This window comes from Micromonospora sp. SYSU B005 (assembly GCF_055362685.1).
This window is the reverse complement of record NZ_JAXCFU010000003.1, coordinates 44962-60933: the sequence shown is the minus strand read 5'-3', so window position 1 is coordinate 60933 and position 15972 is coordinate 44962. Positions and strand designations below refer to the sequence as shown.

Below are 15972 nucleotides of genomic sequence, written 5' to 3'. Positions count from 1 at the left end.
CCAGGCCGTCCCGTGCCGCCACCGGCCGCCGCGCCCCAGGCTCCCGGCCGGCCTCATCCGAGCGGGCCCGCTCCGGGCGGCCGCACCGACCCGACGATGCCGCCCGTGACCGGCCGTGCCGGACCGGCGGCGCCCCCGGCCGGGGGCCGTACCGGCGGACCCGGTAACGACCTCCCTCCGGCCCCCGGCCGTCCGGGCGTGGACACCCCTCCTCCGCCGCGACGGTCCGGTGCGGACATCGCCGCACCGGCCGGCCGGCCCGGCATGGACACGCCCCCGGCCGCCGGGCGTCCGGCGGCGGCGATGCCGCCGGGAGCCCGCCCGCCGGTCGAGGACGCGCCTGCCGGCCGTCCCGGCCCGGAGACGCCGCCCGGCGGCCGCCCCGGTCCGCGTCCCCCGGTCATGCGCCGCCCCGACGCGCCCGGTCCCGCCGCCCCGCCGGTACGCCCCGGCGGTCCCGAGCCGGGTGCCCCGCGCCGGGCCGCCGACGGTCCGTGGCCCGGCGGCCCCGAAGCCGCCGCCCCGCGCCGCCCGGTCGACGGTCCGTGGCCCGGTGTGCCCGAGGCGCCGCGTCCGCCGGATGCGCCGTACCGCCGCCGCGCGGACGGACCCACCGGTCAGCAGCCACCGGTCACCGGCACCCGCACGCCGTCCGGGGCGCCGTCGCCCGGCCGCGTACCCGCCGACGCGGGCCGGCCCTCCGCGGACGGCGACACCCGCGTACCGCCGGCGCCCCGCGGCCGGCACGGCGCCGGACCTGAGGGCCCGCACCCGGCCGAATCGGCGACCCCGCCGCCCGCCGGACGACGGGCCCGCCCCGACGACACCGCCGGCATCCAGCCGGTCTCCGGTGCCGCCCGCCGAGCCCGCACCGAGGACACCGGCGCCGTCCAGCAGGTCCCCGGTGGAGCGCGCCGGGCGCGACCCGACGACATGCCACCCGGTACCCAGCCGGTGTCGGGTGCGGGCCGCCGGGCGCGTGCCGACGGCGTTCCGCCCGGCACCCGGCCCGTCTCCGGTGCCGGCCGCCGCGCCGCGCCGGAAGGCGTCGCGCCCGGCGCGCCGGCCGGGCGAGCCGTTCCGGACGCCGCCCCGGTCTCCGGTGGCGGGCGCCGTGCCCGGCACGACGAGCCCACCGGCGGTCACCACCTGGCCGCTCCCGGCGCCGAACCCGCAGCCACGCCCGGCCGGCGGGCCACCCCGGATCGCTCCCCGGTCGTGCCGCGCAGCGGCAACGCACCGGACGTGCCGGGCGCGCCCGTGTCCGGCAGCCCGGCGACCGGCCCGACGCCGCCCACCGGCCGTCGCGGCGCGCCCGCCGGCCGCGGCTCCGCGCCCGACACGGCCGGCGGCCGCAGCGGCGCACCCGACGCGGCAGGCGGTCGACGGGCCGCACCCGAGCTACCCGGCGCCCGGCGGGCCGCGTCCGACGAGCCGGGTGGCCCCGGTGCCGCCGCCGAGACGCCCGGCCGACGGGCCGCCCGTGACGATGCCGGTGAGCAGCGGCCGCAACGGCCCGAACGGCCCGCCGACTGGCTGCGGCAGGCCGGTCGTTCGCCGCACACCGACCCCGCCATGCCGGTCACCCGCCGTCCGGCCGGCCCACCCGCCGAGGAGCCGCCCGGCCGTTCCGGTGGCCCCGCCGGCCGGGCCGGTGTCGCCGTGCCGCCGGTGCGTCCCGAACCGGGTACGCCGTCCCGGCGACAGGGGCAGCCCGGCCCCGATGTGCCGGCGCGCGCCGAACCGGCGGTCCGCCCCGACCAGTCCGGCCAGGGCATGCCCCCGGCCCGGCCTCAGCCGTCCGACCCGGCGTCCACCCGGCCCGGCCCGGCCCGCGGCGCTGCCCGTCCCGGTGTCGCCGCCGTCCCCGGTGGCGCCCCGGCCGGGCCCGGCCCGCGCGGTGACCTCGACCGCACGGGCGGAACTCCGGTCGGTGGGCGCCCCGGTGGCGGACCGGCCGGCCCGGTCGAGCCTGGCCCGCGTGGCGACCTCGATCGCACGGGCGGGATTCCGGCCGGCGGTGGCCGTCCCGGTGGTGCTCCGGCCGGCCCGGCCGGGCCTGGCCCGCGTGGCGATACCGAGCGCACGGGCGGGATTCCGGTGGGCGGTGCTCGCCCCGGTGGCGGACCGGCCGGCCCGGCCGGGCCCGGTGGCGACGGCCGTGGGGTGGCCCGCCCCGACGAGATCTCCCGGCCCGGTGCCGGACCCCGACCGCCGGTGCCTCCCGGCGCCCGAGGGCCGGCGGGCGACACCCCGGTGCTGCCCGGCGCCCCGGTGACCGCCCGCGCGGCGGCGGGTGTGGCCCGCCCGGTCGCGCCGGACGAGCGGTCCGCCGGGCGGGCGACACCACCCGGACCGGAAACGGTCCGGCCCGGACCGGGTGGCCCGGCGACACCGGCGGCGGCCCGGGCGGCTGTGGTCGTACCCCCGGGGGAGCCGGCGGGGCCACGGCCCGGCGGTCCCGGACCGGCCGACAGCGGCGCGGAGGCCGGTGGGCTGCGTGGTGCGCGGTCCGAGCTGCGCCGGCAGATGCGCGAGCGCAGCCGGCTGCGGCTGGGCATCCTCGCCCTGGTCAGCCTCGTGCTGCTGGGTGCGGTGCCGCTCTACTTCGGGATGCGGACGCTCAGCCGCGACCCGGTCTTCGACACCCTCGACGAGCTCTCGGTGCCCGCCTGGGCGCAGAGCAACGCGGTGGACAACGTCAGCGGCAGCCGCTGGTGCCTGCAGGACTGCCGCCTGCGGGAACGGTCCGTCGAGTCGGAGCAGGGGTGGAAGGAGACCGTCGCGGTCTACGAGAAGGCGCTGGCCGGGGACGGGTGGCGGCGCTGGAAGGTCGACCGTTGCCCGGACGAGAAGGTCCCTGGCAGCTACACCTGCTGGCGCCGGGACGAACTGACGCTCGACCTGTGGGTACGCGACCGCACCTGCACGCCCCCACCGGTGGACGGCGCGCCCGCGCCGACCGCACCGGCCGCGCCCGCAGCGGCGGACTGCACCGGCTCGTTGGTGTCGGTGAAGGTGCGCAACGCGATCGACGACGAGCGCACCGGACCGACACCGACCACCGATCCGTCACTCACCGGTGAGGATCCGTACCCGACGCTGACCGACGACCCGCTGGGCGAGGTGACCCCCTCACCGTCGTGAGCCGACTTCCATCACGGACGGTAGGGTCTGGGGCTGGCACGCCCGTCCGTGCCCGGTGACCGGGTCGGCGTGGCGCGAAGTGGGTAGGTACGGTCGCGCGTTCCGGGGCGTCGGGTTCCGGGACACTGCTTGAGGAGGACTTTCGCGTGAGTGGTGGAGAGATCGCTGCGCTGATCGCGGCCGGCGCGTTCCTGATGCTGGTGCTCGTGCTGGCGGTGCCGATCCTGCGGCTGCGGCACACCGTGGACGCGACGACCCGCATGATCACCGACGTGAACGAGCGCACCGCGCCGCTGCTCGGTGACGTGAACACCACGGTGAAGAACGTCAACGTGGCGCTGGAGCAGGTGCAGACCTCGCTGGACGGGGTGAACCTCCAGCTCGCCAAGGTGGACACCATGACCAGCCACGCGCAGAACGTCACCGCGAACGTGGCGAACCTGGCCACCGTGGTCTCCGCCGCCGCCGCGAACCCGCTGGTCAAGGTGGCGGCGTTCGGCTACGGCGTGCGCCGGGCCGCCTCCGCCCGCCGGCACGCCGAGACCGAGCGCGAGGTGCGCGACACCATCAAGCAGCAGCGTCGCGCCGCCAAGCGCGGCAACCGCTGACCCCGACCGGCGTACGCGGGAAGGATGAGAACATGAGGCGGTTGTTCTGGCTGGGCATCGGGCTGGCCGTGGGCGTCCTGGTGGTGCGCAAGGCCACCCGGACCGCGCAGGCGTACACCCCGGCCGGCATCGCCAGCGGGCTGTCCGAGTCCGCCGGCGGTCTGGTCGAGTCGCTCCGGGCGTTCGTGGACGACGTCCGGGTCGGCATGGCCGAGCGTGAGCAGGAGATCCACGAGGCCTTCGCCCGCGGCGAGGTGTACGACGACCAGTTCGCCGAGCTGCGGGAGGACCCGCGGATCGGTGATCGAGAGATTTTCCCGGAGGACCACCAGCGATGAAGACGGCGGAGATCAAGCGGCGGTTCCTCGCCCACTTCGAGGCGAACGGGCACACCGTGGTGCCGTCCGCTCCGCTGCCCGCCATCAGCGACCCGAACCTGCTGTTCATCAACGCGGGCATGGTGCAGTTCGTGCCCTACTTCCTGGGCCAGCAGACCCCGCCGTACGCGCGGGCGACGAGCGTGCAGAAGTGCATCCGGACGCCGGACATCGACGAGGTCGGCAAGACCAGCCGGCACGGCACGTTCTTCCAGATGAACGGTAACTTCTCCTTCGGTGACTACTTCAAGTCCGGGGCGATCCCGCTCGCCTGGGACCTGGCCACCAAGCCGGTCGAGGCGGGCGGCTTCGGACTGGACCCGGAGCGGATCTGGGCCACCGTCTACCTGGACGACGACGAGGCGTACGACATCTGGCGGGCCACCGGCGTGCCGGCCGAGCGGATCGTGCGCCGCGGCAAGGCCGACAACTTCTGGTCGATGGGCATCCCCGGCCCGTGCGGCCCCTGCTCCGAGCTGTACTACGACCGCGGCCCGGCCTACGGCCGCGAGGGCGGCCCCGAGGTCGACGAGGACCGTTACCTGGAGTTCTGGAACCTCGTCTTCATGCAGTTCGAGCGCGGTCCGGGCACCGGCAAGGAGGACTTCCCGATCCTCGGTGACCTGCCGGCGAAGAACATCGACACCGGCATGGGCCTGGAGCGGATGGCCTCGCTGCTCCAGGGCGTGGACAACCTCTACGAGATCGACGAGGTCAAGCCGATCCTGGACAAGGCCGCCGAGCTGACCGGCAAGCGCTACGGCGTGCACTCCGGTCACGCGGCGAACGAGTCGCACCCGGACGACGTACGGCTGCGGGTCATCGCCGACCACGTGCGCACCTCGCTGATGCTCATCGGCGACGGGGTGACCCCGTCGAACGAGGGCCGGGGCTACGTGCTGCGGCGGATCATGCGCCGGGCGATCCGGGCGGTGCGGCTGCTCGGCTACTCCGACCGGGCGCTGCCGGAGCTGCTGCCGGTGGCCCGTGACTGCATGGCGCCGTCGTACCCGGAGCTGGCCGAGGACTTCGGCCGGATCTCCCAGTACGCGTACGCCGAGGAGGACGCGTTCCTGGCCACGCTGCGCGCCGGCACCACGATCCTGGACACCGCCATCGCCGAGACCAAGTCGGCCGGCAAGGCCGCGCTCTCCGGTGACAAGGCGTTCCAGCTGCACGACACGTACGGCTTCCCGATCGACCTGACCCTGGAGATCGCCGCCGAGCAGGGGCTGCAGGTCGACGCGGAGGGCTTCCGCCGGCTGATGGCCGACCAGCGCAGCCGGGCCAAGGCCGACGCGCAGGCGCGCAAGACCGGGCACACCGACGTGTCGGCGTACCGGTCGGTGCTCGACGGTGGCGGTCCGGTGGAGTTCACCGGCTACACCGAGCTGAGCCGCGAGTCGCGGGTCCGCGCGTTGCTGTCCGGCGGCGCCGCGATCTCCGCGGCGGTCGAGGGCGACACGATCGAGCTGGTGCTCGACACCACCCCGTTCTACGCCGAGGGTGGCGGCCAGCAGCCAGACCAGGGGCTCATCACCGTGGGCGGCGGCCAGGTCGAGGTCTTCGACGTGCAGCAGCCGGTGCCCGGCCTGATCGTGCACCGGGCGAAGGTGGTGCGCGGTGAGGTGCGTTCCGGGGAGACCGGGTACGCCGAGATCGACGTGTCCCGCCGCCGGGCGATCTCCCGCTCGCACACCGCCACGCACCTGGTGCACCAGACGATGCGCAACTTCCTCGGCGAGTCGGCGACCCAGGCGGGTTCGCTCAACGCGCCGGGCCGGCTGCGGTTCGACTTCAACACCCCGACTGGTGTGGCGCCGAGCGTGCTGCACGACGTCGAGCAGCAGGTGAACGAGGTGCTGCTGGCCGACCTGGAGGTGCACGCGTTCGTCACCAGCCAGGAGGAGGCCCGCCGGATCGGGGCGATGGCCCTGTTCGGTGAGAAGTACGGCGAGCGGGTCCGGGTCGTCGAGGTCGGCGACTACGCCCGCGAGCTGTGCGGTGGCACGCACGTGGCCCGCTCCGCCCAGCTCGGCCTGGTGAAGATCCTCTCCGAGGCGTCCGTGGGTTCCGGGGTCCGCCGGATCGAGGCGCTCGTCGGCATGGACGCGTTCGGCTTCCTGGCCCGCGAGCACCTGCTGGTGTCCCGGCTGGCCGAGCTGTTCCGGGTGCCCGGCGAGCAGGTCGCCGACCGGGTGGAGCAGACCGTGACCCAGCTGCGCGACGCGGAGAAGGAACTGGAGAAGCTGCGCGCCCAGCTCGTGCTCGGCGGGGCCGGTGCCCTGGCGGCACAGGCGAAGGACGTGCGCGGCGTCGCGTACGTCGGCACCGAGGCGCCGGAGGGCGCGGCCGCGAACGACGTGCGGACCCTCGCCCAGGAGATCCGGGGCCGGATCGACGCGGCCCGCCCGGCGGTGGTCGCGGTGGCCGCCCGGGCCAACGGCAAGGCGTCGCTCGTGGTGGCCGTCAACCAGGCCGCCCGGGGGCGGAACCTGAGCGCGAAGGACCTGGTCAAGGCGGCGTTCTCCGGCCGGGGCGGCGGCAGCGACGACCTGGCCCAGGGCGGCGGCCTGCCCGCGACGGAGGCGCCGAACCTGCTGGTCACCGTCGAGCGGGCGGTCGCCGGCACGGCATGAGCGAACGCACCGAGCGAAGCGAGGGCCGTGAGGGCATGCCCAGCCGGCACGGCATGAGCGAACGGATCTACGCCAGGGCGGACCACCCGGTCCGCCCTGGCCCGTACCGGCGGGGAGGTGTCCGCTCGTGAGCGAGCTGTCCCGTGGCGTCCGGCTGGGCGTCGACGTCGGCCAGGTCCGGGTGGGGGTGGCCCGCTGTGATCCGCACGGCATCCTCGCCACGCCCCTGGTGACGCTGGCCCGTGACCTGACCGCCGAACCGGACGCGGTGCCCGGCGACATGGCCGAGCTGGTCCGGCTCGCCGCCGAGCACGAGGCGGTGGGGATCGTGGTCGGGCTGCCTGTCAACCTGGCCGGAAAGCACGGCCCCGCGGCGGCGAACGTATCAGCATATGCCAGCCGATTGGCTGATGTAATGAGGCCGATTCCGGTGACGCTGACGGACGAGAGGATGTCTACCGTCGTCGCGAGTCGTAGGCTGGCCGAACGGGGCGTCCGGGGAAAGCGCCAACGAGCGGTGGTCGACCAGGCCGCCGCAGTGGAGATTCTGCAGAGCTGGCTGGACGCACAGCGGAGGCGGACGCAATGATCGACGACCTTGATCTGGGCTTCGACGAGCAGGACAGGGGGGAGAAGGGCCGGCACCGGCGCGGCGCGGTACGCCGACGCCAGGGCAAGTCCGGCGGCGGCCGGGGCAAGACCCTGCTCGCCCTCGCGCTCGCGCTGGTCCTGCTCGGCGGCATCGGCGGCGGTGCCTTCTACGGCTTCGACCGGGTCCAGAACTACTTCGTCACGCCCGACTACGACGGCTCCGGCACCGGCGAGGTGACCGTCGAGATCAAGCAGGGCGCGCTGATCGCCGACATGGCCGACGCGCTCGTCGCGGCCGACGTGGTGAAGAGCACCAAGGCGTTCATCGAGGCTGCCGAGGAGAACTCGCGCAGCAAGAACATCCAGCCCGGCACGTACAAGCTGCGCAAGCAGATGAGCGGCGACGCGGCGGTCGCGGCGATGCTGGATCTCAAGAACAAGATCGTCAACGGGATCACCATCCCCGAGGGCCTCACCGCGAAGACGGTTTACAAGCGGCTCTCCGAGAAGACCGACATCCCGGTCAAGGACTTCGAGGCGGCGGCGAAGGACCCGGAGGCGCTCGGCGTACCGGACTGGTGGTTCAAGCGCTCCGACGGCAAGAAGGTCAGCCCGTCGATCGAGGGCTTCCTCTTCCCGGACACCTACGAGATCCCGCCGAAGGCCACCGCCGAGACGATCCTCAAGCTGATGGTGGACAACTTCCTTACCGTCACCTCCGGCATGCAGTACGCCGAGAAGGTGCAGAAGGAACGCGGCGGCATCACCCCGTACGAGGCGCTGATCGTCGCCTCGCTCGCGCAGGCCGAGGCCGGCAACAAAATCGACCTGGGCAAGGTCGCCCGGGTCGCGTACAACCGGGTCTACGGCGAGTTCCCCTGCAACTGCCTGGAGATGGACGTCACCGTCAACTACTACCTGGAGCTGACCGGGCAGAAGACCAAGGCATCCAAGGACATGACCGCCGCCGAGCTGGACAACCCGAAGAACCCGTACAACCGCAAGCTGCGCGGGCTGGTCCCCTCGCCGATCAACAACCCCGGCAAGGAGGCGCTGGAGGGCGCGCTGAGCCCGCCGGACGGCAAGTGGCTCTACTTCGTGGCGATCAGCAAGGACGGCCGCTCCGCGTTCGCCGAGACCTACGCCGAGCAGAAGCGCAACGAGCAGAAGGCCAAGGAGGCCGGGATCATCTGATGGCCGATCCCCGCCGCGCCGCGGTGGTCGGCAAGCCGATCGCCCACTCGCTCTCCCCGGTGATCCACACCGCCGGGTACGCGGCGGCCGGGCTGACCGGCTGGTCGTACACCCGGATCGAAGCCGGCGCCGACGAGCTGCCCGGCCTGGTCGCGGGCCTCGGCCCCGAGTGGGCCGGGCTGTCGGTGACCATGCCGGGCAAGGAGGCGGCGCTCGCGCTGGCCGACGAGGTCTCGCCGGTCGCCGCCGCCGTCGGCGCCGCAAACACGCTGGTACGCCGGCCCGACGGCACCTGGTACGCCGACAACACCGACGTGACTGGCATGGTCGAGGTGCTCACGGGTGCCGGCTGCGTGGCCGGGGCGGTGGTCACCGTGCTCGGCGCGGGTGGCACCGCGCGGGCGGCCATCGCGGCGGCGGCCCGGATCAGGGCGGCCGAGGTGACTGTGGTGGCCCGCCGCCCGGAGGCGGTCGACGAGCTGCGCCCGGTCGCCGAAGCGGCCGGGGTGCCGCTGGCCGGGGCCGAGTGGGACGGCGCACCGGCGCACGCCCGCGCCGACCTGGTGATCTCCACAGTGCCGAAGGGCGTGGCCGACCCGCTCGCCGACAACTTCGACTGGCGACCGGAGTCGGTCTTCTTCGACGTGGTCTACGACCCGTGGCCCACGCCGCTCGCGGCGGCGGCGCTGACTGCCGGGTGCCGGGTGGTCTCCGGGCTTGACCTGCTGCTGGCCCAGGCGTTCGGCCAGTTCGAGCAGTTCACCGGCGTCACCGCCCCACGCGCCGCGATGCGCGCCGCGCTGCCGGTGTAAGGAAGGGCCCCTTCTTGACGCCTCCGGTCGAGGAAGGGTCCCCTGTTAACACCTCACCCGCCGGGCGGCGGACCGGCGCGCGGAGGTGGCCTGTCCGGTGGGCGGGATGCGGCGGGCGGCGTACGCCGGTGACCACCGGGCGTGACACACTGACCGTCGTGTTGCGCTGGCTGACTGCAGGTGAATCGCACGGACCCGCCCTCGTCGCGATGCTGGAGGGCGTACCCGCCGGCATCGAGGTGACCACCGGGGAGATCTCCGGCGAGCTGGCCCGGCGCCGGCTCGGCTACGGCCGGGGTGCCCGGATGTCGTTCGAGCAGGACGAGGTCGAGATCATCGGCGGGCTCCGGCACGGGGTGACGCTCGGCAGCCCGGTGGCGATCCGGGTCGGCAACTCCGAGTGGCCCAAGTGGCGCACCGTGATGGCCGCCGACCCGGTCGACCCGGAGGAGCTGGCGAGCCAGGCCCGCAACGCGCCCCTGACCCGTCCCCGCCCGGGGCACGCCGACCTGGCCGGCATGCAGAAGTACGGGCACACCGACGCCCGGCCGATCCTGGAGCGCGCCAGCGCCCGGGAGACCGCCGCCCGGGTTGCGGTGGGCACCGTCGCCAAGGCGCTCGTCCGCCAGGCGCTCGGCGTCGAGATCGTCTCCCACGTGGTCGAGCTGGGCCCGGTGGCGGTCAAGCCGGGCCTGCGGCCCACGCCGGAGGACGCCGCCCGCATCGACGCCGACCCGCTGCGCTGCCTCGACGCCGAGGCCAGCGCCCGGATGGTCGCCGAGGTCGACGCCGCGAAGAAGGCCGCCGACACGCTCGGTGGCGTGGTCGAGGTGCTCGCGTACGGGGTGCCGCCGGGCCTGGGCAGCCACGTCCAGTGGGACCGCAAGCTCGACGCCCGCCTCGCCACCGCGCTCATGTCGATCCAGGCGATCAAGGGCGTGGAGATCGGCGACGGCTGGCAGCAGGCCCGCTCGCGCGGCTCGGAGGCGCACGACGAGATCGTGCCCACCGCCACCGGCGTGCGGCGGATCACCGACCGGGCCGGTGGCCTGGAGGGCGGCATCACCACGGGTGAGCCGCTGCGGGTGAAGGCGGCCATGAAGCCCATCTCGTCGCTGAACCGGGCCCTCGCGACGATCGACGTGACCACCGGCGAGCCGGCCACCGCGATCAACCAGCGCTCCGACGTGTGCGCGGTGCCGGCGGCGGCCGTGGTGGCTGAGGCGATGGTCGCGCTCGTGCTGGCCGAGGCGGCGGTGGAGAAGTTCGGCGGCGACTCGGTCGCCGAGATGCGCCGCAACCTGACCGGTTACCTCGACAGCCTGGTGATCAAATGAGTACCCGGCCGGTCTGCGTGCTGGTCGGTGCGCCCGGCTCCGGCAAGACCACAGTCGGCACGGCGCTCGCCGAGGCGCTCGGTGTCGACTTCCGGGACACCGACGCCGACATCGAGAACCTCGCCGGCAAGCCCATCCCGGAGATCTTCGTGGACGAGGGGGAGGAGCACTTCCGTACCCTCGAACGGGCCGCCGTGGCGGCGGCGCTCGCGTCGCACGCGGGCGTGCTCGCGCTCGGCGGCGGCGCGGTCCTGGCCGAGGAGAACCGGGCCGCGCTGATCGGCCACACGGTGGTGCACCTGTCGGTGGAGCTGCCCGACGCGGTCAAGCGGGTCGGTCTGGGCGCCGGGCGGCCGCTGCTCGCGCTGAACCCGCGTGCCACGCTCAAGCACCTGATGGACCAGCGCCGACCGCTCTACGCCGAGGTGGCGACCGCGACGGTGGTCACCGACGGCCGTAACCCGGAGGAGCTGGCCGCGGAGATCGCCGCGCTGCTCAAGCCCTGACCCGCCCCACCGCTCCCGGCTCCCTCGGTGGAACGCCGTGGGTGTCTCCGGGGCGTTATGACACCCGTGGTGTTCCACTCGTCGGCTGATGACGTGGTGGGTGGAACGTGGTGGGTGTCTCCTCGGCCTCTTGGCACCCGTGGCGTTCCAGCCGGCGCGCATGACGTCGGTGGGTGGAACTTCGTGGGCGGGTGAGAAGGCGCGTCGGCCAGGTCCGGCCGGTCAGGCGTTTGCGGCAACGGTCCCGACCGCGCGTCGGCGCCGGGCCGGTTCGGGTCGCCAGGTGGCGAGCAGCGCCAGCGCCAGCGCGATCTCGGCCAGGTCGCCGAGGTAGTACATGAGCGTGGCCCCGGCCCGCAGCTCGGCGGCGGTGGCCGGCACGTCCACGAACAGCCCGGCGTAGAGCAGCTGGGCGATGGTGGCGTGCGCGGCCACCCCGACCCCGATCACCACCAGCCGCACCGGTACCCGCGGGCGGTGCGGTCCCGGGTCCGGCCCGGCGATCGACCAGGCGAACAGACAGCCGCTGAGCAGGAAGTGCAGGTTCACCAGCGTGTGCAGGGCGGGGTTGTCCAGGGTGGCCCGGTACAGCGGGGTGAGGTAGAGCAGCCAGAGCCCGCCCGCGGTGAGCAGCAGACCGGTGACCGGGTGGCCGAGCACCCGCGCGACCGGGTGCCGCAGCAGGTGGACCAGGGCCCGGCCGGTACGCCGGTCCAGCGTGCGCAGCAGCAGCGTGACCGGGGCGCCGAGCACCAGCGCCAGCGGCGCGAGCATGCCGATCAGCAGGTGCTGCCACATGTGCCCGACGAAGTCGCCGGCCGGCCAGAGCAGCCCGGTCACCAGCAGCAGCGCGCCCAGACCGAAGCTCGCCGTGCGGGCGTGCGGCCAGCCCGGCCCGCCGGGGTCGCGCAGCCGCAGCGCGGCGGCCAGGTACGCCCAGAACAGCACCACCGGGATCAGCGCGGTCACCGGGAAGCCGCCGTCGGTGTGCCCGGCGTGGGCCAGGCTCACCGGCGCTCCGGCGCGCAGAGGTCCACCGCGCGGGCCCGGCGCTGGATCGCCCAGCCCACAGCGATCAGCACCAGGCCCAGGGCGAGGAACCCGAGATCCCACCAGAGCTGGTTCGGGCCGCCGCGGACGTGGTGGATGCCGAGCAGGTGGTGGTCGATGACGCCCTCGACCAGGTTGAACAGGCCCCAGCCGATCAGTGCCCAGCCCCACAGCATCGGCGAGCGCCACAGCCGGCCCCGGGAGTGTGTGACCCGGGAGTAGAGCAGCGCCAGGCCGGTCAGTACCGCCACCCAGGTGACCACGTGGAACAGGCCGTCCCAGAGCGTGTTCATCTGCAACCCGGTCACGGTGTCCACCGGGTACTCGCGTACACCGATGCGGTCGCTGCCGGTGCTGCTGAGCATGTGGTGCCACTGGAGGACCTGGTGCAGGACGATGCCGTCGACGAAGCCACCGAGCCCGACGCCGAGGATCGTGGCGGGCAGCCGGATGCTCGTCGCGGACTCCGGTCGATTCGCGTGTGCCGTCGTCTCACTCATTCCGGCCGCCCTACCCGCGAGGTGGCCGGACAAACACCCAGCCAGTGGACAGTCGCCCCGCGAGGGCGGCGCGCTGGACTAGGCTGCCCGCGATGGACGAGGTGACCCGGATCCCGGTCGGCGGCGAGCGGCCGTACGACGTGCTCGTGGGACGTGACCTGCTGGACCCGCCGCCCCGGCTGCTGCCGGGCGCCGAGCGGGTGGCCTTCCTGCACGCGCCGCCGCTGAAGGCGCTCGCCGACCGGCTCGCCGACGGCGTGCGCGAGGGCGGCGTGACGCCGCTGCTGATCGAGGTGCCGGACGCGGAGGCGGGCAAGCACGTCGACGTGGCGGCTGCCTGCTGGGACCGGCTCGGCGACGCCGGGTTCACCCGTACCGACGCGGTGGTCGGCGTGGGCGGCGGCGCGGTCACCGACCTGGCCGGGTTCGTCGCCGCGACCTGGCTGCGCGGCGTGCGCTGGGTGCCGGTCGCCACGTCGCTGCTCGGCATGGTCGACGCCGCAGTGGGCGGCAAGACCGGCATCAACACCGCCGCCGGCAAGAACCTGGTCGGCGCGTTCCATCCGCCGGCCGGCGTGCTGGCCGACCTGGCGACGCTGGACAGCCTGCCCCCGGCCGACCTGGCGGCGGGCATGGCCGAGGTGGTCAAGTGCGGCTTCATCGCCGACCCGGTCATCCTCGACCTGGTCGAGCGGGATCCGGCCGCCGCGCTGGACCCGGCCGGGCCGGTGCTGCGGGAACTGGTCGAGCGCGCGGTCCGCGTGAAGGCCGACGTGGTCGCCGGAGACCTGCGCGAGTCCGGGGTACGCGAGGTGCTCAACTACGGGCACACCCTCGCCCACGCGATCGAGAAGGTGGAGGGCTACCGCTGGCGGCACGGTCACGCCGTGGCGGTCGGCCTGGTCTACGCCGCCACGCTGGCCCGGCTCGCCGGTCGCCTCGACGCGGCCGACGCGCAGCGGCACCGCCGGGTGCTGACCGCGCTCGACCTGCCCACCGGCTACCGGGCCGACGCCTGGCCGGAACTGCTCGCCGCGATGCGGGTGGACAAGAAGGCCCGGGGCAGCCGGTTGCGGTTCGTGGTGCTCGACGGGCTCGCCCGCCCGGCGATCCTGGAGGCGCCGCCGGACGACCTGCTCGCCGCCGCGTACGCGGAGATCAGCTCGTGAGGGTGTACGTGCTCAACGGGCCGAACCTGGGCCGGCTCGGCACCCGCCAGGTCGACGTGTACGGGGTGACCAGCTACGCCCAGCTCGTGGCCGACTGCGAGCGGCACGGCCGGGAGCTGGGCCTGGACGTGGTGGTCCGGCAGACCGACGCCGAGCACGAGATGCTGGCCTGGCTGCACGAGGCGGCCGACGAGGCGGCGGCGGTGGTGCTGAACCCGGCGGCCTGGTCGCACTACTCGGTCGCGGTGCGGGACGCCTGCGCCATGCTGCGCGGCCCGCTGGTCGAGGTGCACATCTCGAACATCCACGCCCGGGAGGAGTTCCGGCACCACTCGGTGGTCTCCGCGGTGGCGACCGGCGTGATCTGCGGCCTGGGCGTGGACGGCTACCGGCTGGCACTGCACCACCTGGCTCAGCGTGCGAGTCCGATTCGACAGAGCGAGTAGACTTGGACGGTCTGTCCGCCAATTGATGATCAAGGCAGGAAATGGCCACCACCAACGACCTGAAGAACGGCCTGGTACTCAACCTGGACGGCGAGCTGTGGGCCGTCGTCGAGTTCCAGCACGTCAAGCCCGGTAAGGGTGGTGCCTTCGTGCGCACCACGCTGAAGAACGTGCTGTCCGGCAAGGTGGTCGACAAGACCTTCAACGCGGGCACCAAGGTCGAGACCGCGACCGTGGACAAGCGCACCATGCAGTACCTGTACGCCGACGGCGAGGACTACGTCTTCATGGATCTGGAGACGTTCGACCAGATCACCGTCCCCGGCGGCACCGTCGGCGAGGCCGCCAACTACCTCCTCCCCGAGGCCGAGGCGACTGTCGCCACCCACGAGAGCGTGCCGCTGTACATCGAGCTGCCGACCTCGGTCGTGCTCGAGGTCACCTACACCGAGCCGGGCCTGCAGGGCGACCGCTCGACCGGCGGCAACAAGCCGGCCACCGTCGAGACCGGCGCCACAGTGCAGGTGCCGCTGTTCATCACCACCGGTGAGAAGATCAAGGTCGACACCCGCGACGGCCGTTACCTCGGCCGAGCCTGATGGCCGAGGGCCCCAAGCAGCAGATGCCGGCGCGCCGCAAGGCGCGCAAGCGGGCGCTGGACGTGCTCTTCGAGGCCGACCTGCGGGACCGCCCGCCGGTCGAGGTGCTCGCCGGTTACCTGGAACGGATCGAGCAGCCGCGCCCCGACCACCTCGGCTACGCGGTCGGGCTGGTCGAGGGCGTGGCGGCGCACCTCGACCGGATCGACGAGACGATCGCCAGCTACGCCGAGGGGTGGACGCTGGAGCGGATGCCGGTGGTCGACCGCAACCTGGCCCGGATCGCCGTGTACGAGCTGCTCTACGTCGACGAGATCGACGACGCGGTGGCGATCAGCGAGGCCGTCGAGCTGGCCCGGCAGATGTCGACAGACGACTCGCCCCGCTTCCTCAACGGCATCCTCGGCCGGATCGCCGAGTACGCCTCGCGCTGACGCGCAGCGACGACGGAAGGGCCCGTGCCGACCGGCACGGGCCCTTCGTCGTACGGGGGTGTCAGGAGGCGAAGAACGCCCGCGGGTCGGCGACCAGCACGCCGTGCTCGGTCAGCCGCTCGATCAGGCCCGACGGCGAGGCGTCGTAGACGATCGCGAGGGCGCGCAGGTCGTCGGCACGGATCGAGAGCACCCGGCCGTTGTAGTCGCCGCGCTGCTGCTGGATGGCGCGCGCGTAGCGGGCCACGTACGCGAGGTCCTCGGAGGCCTCGTCGTAGAGCCGCTCCAGGTCCAGCACGATCTTGCTGGTGGGCTCGTGACGCACCCCGCTGCCGTCGGGCAGCAGCTCCGAGACGGGAACGCGGTAGAAGTCGGCCAGCTCCGCCAGGCGGGACACGGTGACGGCGCGGTCGCCGCGCTCGTACGAGCCGACCACCACGGCCTTCCACCGCCCGTTCGACTTCTCCTCCACCCCCTGCAGGGACAGGCCCTGCTGCTGGCGGATGGAGCGCAGGCGGGCGCCCAGCGACTTGGCGTATTCAGAGGGCATTCGGACACTCCCA

At 74.0% G+C, this 15972-nt stretch carries 16 protein-coding genes; 13 read left to right on the top strand and 3 right to left on the bottom strand.

Annotated features, from left to right (window positions below; genetic code table 11):
* Positions 1 to 2529 precede the first annotated feature (2529 nt).
* The 9 genes from SM452_RS09465 (at position 2530) to SM452_RS09425 (ending at position 11211) form a co-directional block, all read left to right on the top strand.
* Complete coding sequence (locus SM452_RS09465; RefSeq protein WP_463839892.1) at positions 2530 to 3147, top strand: hypothetical protein; 618 nt, start codon at positions 2530 to 2532, stop codon at positions 3145 to 3147.
* 146 nt (positions 3148 to 3293) lie between these two features.
* The gene (locus SM452_RS09460; protein ID WP_013285490.1) at positions 3294 to 3755 is read left to right on the top strand and encodes a DUF948 domain-containing protein; all 462 of its coding nucleotides are present in this window, start codon (positions 3294 to 3296) and stop codon (positions 3753 to 3755) included.
* 32 nt (positions 3756 to 3787) lie between these two features.
* Positions 3788 to 4093: a hypothetical protein gene (locus SM452_RS09455; RefSeq protein ID WP_013285491.1), complete on the top strand. Its 306-nt coding sequence runs from the start codon at positions 3788 to 3790 to the stop codon at positions 4091 to 4093.
* Positions 4090 to 6771 carry an alanine--tRNA ligase gene (alaS, locus tag SM452_RS09450; protein ID WP_262015737.1) on the top strand — a complete coding sequence of 894 codons (2682 nt, stop codon included), beginning with the start codon at positions 4090 to 4092 and terminating at the stop codon, positions 6769 to 6771. The genes SM452_RS09455 and alaS overlap by 4 nt, the downstream gene beginning before the upstream one ends.
* Positions 6772 to 6898: 127 nt before the next feature.
* The gene (ruvX, locus tag SM452_RS09445; protein ID WP_262015736.1) at positions 6899 to 7360 is read left to right on the top strand and encodes a Holliday junction resolvase RuvX; all 462 of its coding nucleotides are present in this window, start codon (positions 6899 to 6901) and stop codon (positions 7358 to 7360) included.
* Positions 7357 to 8556: an endolytic transglycosylase MltG gene (mltG, locus tag SM452_RS09440; protein ID WP_463839735.1), complete on the top strand. Its 1200-nt coding sequence runs from the start codon at positions 7357 to 7359 to the stop codon at positions 8554 to 8556. The genes ruvX and mltG overlap by 4 nt, the downstream gene beginning before the upstream one ends.
* On the top strand, positions 8556 to 9368 hold the full coding sequence (locus tag SM452_RS09435) for a shikimate dehydrogenase (protein WP_463839734.1): 813 nt from the start codon (positions 8556 to 8558) through the stop codon (positions 9366 to 9368). The genes mltG and SM452_RS09435 overlap by 1 nt, the downstream gene beginning before the upstream one ends.
* A 158-nt stretch (positions 9369 to 9526) precedes the next feature.
* Positions 9527 to 10705 (top strand): chorismate synthase, encoded by a 1179-nt coding sequence (aroC, locus tag SM452_RS09430; protein ID WP_043330334.1) that lies wholly within the window; start codon positions 9527 to 9529, stop codon positions 10703 to 10705.
* A complete protein-coding gene (locus SM452_RS09425) occupies positions 10702 to 11211 on the top strand; it encodes a shikimate kinase (RefSeq protein ID WP_262015732.1) in 510 nt (169 codons plus the stop codon). Before aroC ends, SM452_RS09425 begins: the two co-directional genes overlap by 4 nt.
* Before the next feature lie 222 nt (positions 11212 to 11433).
* Here SM452_RS09425 and SM452_RS09420 read toward each other — a convergent pair whose 3' ends face one another.
* Positions 11434 to 12222: a cytochrome c oxidase assembly protein gene (locus SM452_RS09420; protein WP_463839733.1), complete on the bottom strand. Its 789-nt coding sequence runs from the start codon at positions 12220 to 12222 to the stop codon at positions 11434 to 11436.
* A complete protein-coding gene (locus tag SM452_RS09415) occupies positions 12219 to 12761 on the bottom strand; it encodes a DUF2243 domain-containing protein (protein WP_366619352.1) in 543 nt (180 codons plus the stop codon). The genes SM452_RS09420 and SM452_RS09415 overlap by 4 nt, the downstream gene beginning before the upstream one ends.
* Positions 12762 to 12853: 92 nt before the next feature.
* On the opposite strand from SM452_RS09415, the gene aroB reads away from it, so the two are divergent.
* Genes aroB through nusB form a run of 4 tightly spaced genes read left to right on the top strand, consistent with a single transcriptional unit; the run spans position 12854 to position 15409 of the window.
* On the top strand, positions 12854 to 13930 hold the full coding sequence (aroB, locus tag SM452_RS09410; RefSeq protein ID WP_402808441.1) for a 3-dehydroquinate synthase: 1077 nt from the start codon (positions 12854 to 12856) through the stop codon (positions 13928 to 13930).
* Entirely contained in the window at positions 13927 to 14376 is a 450-nt protein-coding gene (gene aroQ / locus SM452_RS09405) for a type II 3-dehydroquinate dehydratase (RefSeq protein ID WP_262015728.1), read from the top strand. Before aroB ends, aroQ begins: the two co-directional genes overlap by 4 nt.
* Positions 14377 to 14417: 41 nt before the next feature.
* Entirely contained in the window at positions 14418 to 14975 is a 558-nt protein-coding gene (efp, locus tag SM452_RS09400; protein WP_013285503.1) for an elongation factor P, read from the top strand.
* A gap of 23 nt (positions 14976 to 14998) precedes the next feature.
* A complete protein-coding gene (gene nusB / locus SM452_RS09395) occupies positions 14999 to 15409 on the top strand; it encodes a transcription antitermination factor NusB (RefSeq protein ID WP_199733039.1) in 411 nt (136 codons plus the stop codon).
* Between the two features lie 61 nt (positions 15410 to 15470).
* Here the strand turns inward: nusB and bldD are convergent, their stop codons facing one another.
* Positions 15471 to 15959, bottom strand: coding sequence for a transcriptional regulator BldD (gene bldD, locus SM452_RS09390; RefSeq protein ID WP_013285505.1), 489 nt, complete (start codon positions 15957 to 15959; stop codon positions 15471 to 15473).
* Positions 15960 to 15972 lie beyond the last annotated feature (13 nt).